Source organism: Streptomyces sp. NPDC059248 (assembly GCF_042753905.1).
Taxonomy (GTDB): domain Bacteria; phylum Actinomycetota; class Actinomycetes; order Streptomycetales; family Streptomycetaceae; genus Streptomyces.
Window position 1 is genome coordinate 21,608 of sequence record NZ_JBHYZV010000089.1, and the last position, 2,959, is coordinate 24,566.

Here is a 2,959-nt window from a genome sequence, read left to right on the forward strand (position 1 = left end):
GGCGTCGGCCGTGCCCGGCCCGCGCGTCTCGGCGTCACCGGAGCCGGGCCACGCCGCCCCACCCGGCACGTTCGGTCAGCCGGCCGGTGGTGGCGTCCGGCCGCCAGTCGGGCCAGCAGACGAAGCCCGGTTCGACCAGGTCGAGGCCGTCGAAGAAAGCCCGGGTGACGTCCGGCTCGCGGAAGATGTACGGGATGGCGCCCGAGGTGTTGTACTCCTCCTGCACCGCGCGGTGCTCCTCGTCGGACGCGGTGGAGTGGCTGAGGGAGAGATAGCTCCCCGAGGGCAGCCGCTCCACGAGACGCCGCACCAGGCCGAGCGCGTCGGGCCACTCCACGATGTGCCCCAGTACGTCGTTGATCACCAGGGCGACGGGCTCGTCGAGGTCGAGCGTCCGGGCCGCGCCCGCCATGACGGCGTCGGTGTCCCGCATATCCGCCAGGACGTAGTCCATCGCGCCCTCGCGGGTGCTCTCGCCCATCGCGTGGACGTGCAGCAGGACCAGCGGATCGTGGTCCACATAGACGACCCGGCTCTCCGGCGCGATCCGCTGGGCGACCTCGTGGGTGTTGTTGGCGGTGGGCAGCCCGGCGCCGACGTCGAGGAACTGCCGGACCCCGGCCTCCCGGGCCAGCCAGCCCACCGTACGGACCAGGAAGCCCCGCGACTCCTGCGCGAACGGCTCGATCAGCGGGTACTTGGCGCGGTACGCGTCGCCCGCCGACTTGTCGGCGTCGAACCAGTCCTTGCCGCCGAGCCAGTAGTTCCAGACCCGCGCGCTGTGCGCGACGGACTTGTCGATCTGCGGGGGCAGTTTGGTCGGTTCGGTCATTCCAGGGCCTCTTTCGACATATCGGGATGGAGCGCGGTGGCGCAGGAGTAGTCGAGGAGCCGGCGGTAGGCCGTCACGGTGGTGTCGGCGTCCCAGACGTCGGCGGTCCCCGCGAGCCCGCCCTCACGGACGACGTGGTCGGGGATCCCCGGCACGTCGACCCGGAAGAAGGTGAGGGCCGGGATGCCCGTCAGCGCGTGCAGGGGGCTGTCGACGGGGTGGATCTGAAGGGTCGTGTACGGCTGCTCGGCGGCGATCCGCAACGCGGCGACCTGCTCGGCCATCACGTCCGTGCCGCCGACGACGGTCCGCAGGGCCGCGGCCGACATCAGGGCCCAGACCCGGGTCCGCCGCTCGCGCAGCCGATCCCGGCGCTCGGCGAGCAGCTCGGCCCGCCGTTCCCGTTCCGCGCCCGACAGTTCGGGACGCAGGACGTCGTCGACGGCGCGGGCGTAGGCCGGGGTGCGCAGCAGGGCCGGTACGAGAACGGGGTCCCAGCTGCGGACGATACTGGCCGCGGACTCCACGCTCATCAGATCGAACTGCCAGGGCTCCATGACGGACCGCCAGGGATGCCACCAGCCGGGCCGGTTGGCCGCGGCCAGCTTCCCCAGGGTCCCCTCGACCTCGGCGGGTGCCGCGCCGTACGCCGTCAACAGGGTCCTGACCTGGCCCGCGTCGAGGGACGTCTGGGCCTGTTCGATCCGGCGGACCGTCGCGGGATGGGCGCCGAGCGCCTCCGCCGCCGACTCCCGGGAGAGCCCCGCCGCCTCGCGCAGGATCCTGAGCCGCGTGGCCAGCACGAGGTGTGCGAGGGTCCGGCCGGAACGCTCCCGTGCCACGGACGGACACCCCTCTCCGGCAGTTTCCGCAATCTGCGGACAGTGCATACCTTGTCGCTTGCAATCTCCGGGCGCAACCCTTTGTATGTCCACGATCACGCATACGCCGTCCGGGCCCCAACGCCCGGCCGTGAGGGCGTGGTTGCGGTCGAGGGGCCTTACGGGGGTAGGTCCCTCGGCCGGTCTTCCGCCGACGTGCGCGCTCGATCACCGACGTGCGCGCCCGGTAGGCGGTTCGGTCGTCGGTTCGGTCGGCGGTCCGCGCGTGCGCCGCGCCGCGGGTGCCGGTGAGGGCGGCCGCGGGTGTGGGCGACACCACTCCTTCTGGATATCGATAGATATCGCACCCCTTTTCCTTTACGCCCCTTTTGTCCTCCCGGTGTGGGCGTATGCGAAAGGAAGGGTTCGCGCTCCCGAAGGGCATTCCGGACATGTCACGGAATGTTTCTCATATCCCCCAGATATTCCCGCCTGGGACGCACATCACATACGAGGACCCTTAGTGGCGAGGCGATGTTCCGGCTCCCCCGCAGGCGGGTCGGAGCGGGTGCCGTGCGGGGCTGTCCACTATCCCGGTTAGCAGCACGGCATTGTCATCGCTCCCCGTCAACGCTAAGAATCTGCCCACGCCGCCTCCCGGAGTCGTCCCCGCTGACTCCCGTCCCCGTGTGCGGCGCTCCCCGTCCGAAGGGTTACCTCACCATGTCCGTTCTCCGTATGAAGCAGTACCGCGGCCGGTCCGCGACCCGCCGGGCCTGGGCCGGTGGGCTCACTGCCGTGGGCACCCTCGCCGTCACGCTCGCCCTCGTCCCCGGCACCGCTTCCGCCGCCCCGGCCGCCGCCGCGTCCGCTCCGCAGGCCGCCGCCTCGTACGCGAACAACCTCAACGGCTGGATCCTCGAGTCGCTCGACGTCATGCGACTGAACGGCATCCCCGGTACGTACGAGGGTCTGCACCGCAACATCATGCGCGAGTCCAGCGGCAACCCGCTGGCCGTCAACAACTGGGACATCAACGCGATCAACGGAACGCCCTCCAAGGGCCTGCTCCAGGTGATCGACCCGACGTTCCGCGCCTACTGGGTGTCCAGCACCCCGAACGACCCGTTCCACCCGGTCGCCAACATCGTCGCCGCCGCCAACTACGCGGCCGACCGCTACGGCTCCATCGACAACGTCTTCGGCCCTTACTGATCCGTAGAGCCGTAGAGCCGTAGATCTGTAGATCTGTAGGGCATCCCTGGTCTTCAGCGGGCCGGGGCCGGGGACAACCGCGGAAAAGCGG

3 protein-coding genes are annotated in these 2,959 nt (G+C 70.5%); 1 reads left to right on the top strand and 2 read right to left on the bottom strand.

Annotated elements, in window-relative coordinates; translation table 11 throughout:
• Nucleotides 1-34: 34 nt before the first annotated feature.
• Together ACFXG1_RS28445 and ACFXG1_RS28450 are read right to left on the bottom strand one after the other, a co-directional pair.
• Entirely contained in the window at nt 35-832 is a 798-nt protein-coding gene (locus tag ACFXG1_RS28445) for an SAM-dependent methyltransferase (protein ID WP_384719425.1), read from the bottom strand.
• Nucleotides 829-1,674 (bottom strand): helix-turn-helix domain-containing protein, encoded by an 846-nt coding sequence (locus ACFXG1_RS28450; RefSeq protein WP_384719427.1) that lies wholly within the window; start codon nt 1,672-1,674, stop codon nt 829-831. Before ACFXG1_RS28450 ends, ACFXG1_RS28445 begins: the two co-directional genes overlap by 4 nt.
• A gap of 702 nt (nt 1,675-2,376) precedes the next feature.
• Here ACFXG1_RS28450 and ACFXG1_RS28455 point away from each other — a divergent pair.
• Nucleotides 2,377-2,868 (top strand): transglycosylase SLT domain-containing protein, encoded by a 492-nt coding sequence (locus ACFXG1_RS28455; protein ID WP_384719429.1) that lies wholly within the window; start codon nt 2,377-2,379, stop codon nt 2,866-2,868.
• The last annotated feature ends 91 nt before the right edge of the window (nt 2,869-2,959 follow it).

Coding starts and splice junctions, on each gene's coding strand:
- ACFXG1_RS28455 (WP_384719429.1), top strand. CDS start 2,377: ATGTCCGTTCTCCGTATGAAGCAGTACCGCGGCCGGTCCGCGACCCGC.
- ACFXG1_RS28445 (WP_384719425.1), bottom strand. CDS start 832: ATGACCGAACCGACCAAACTGCCCCCGCAGATCGACAAGTCCGTCGCG.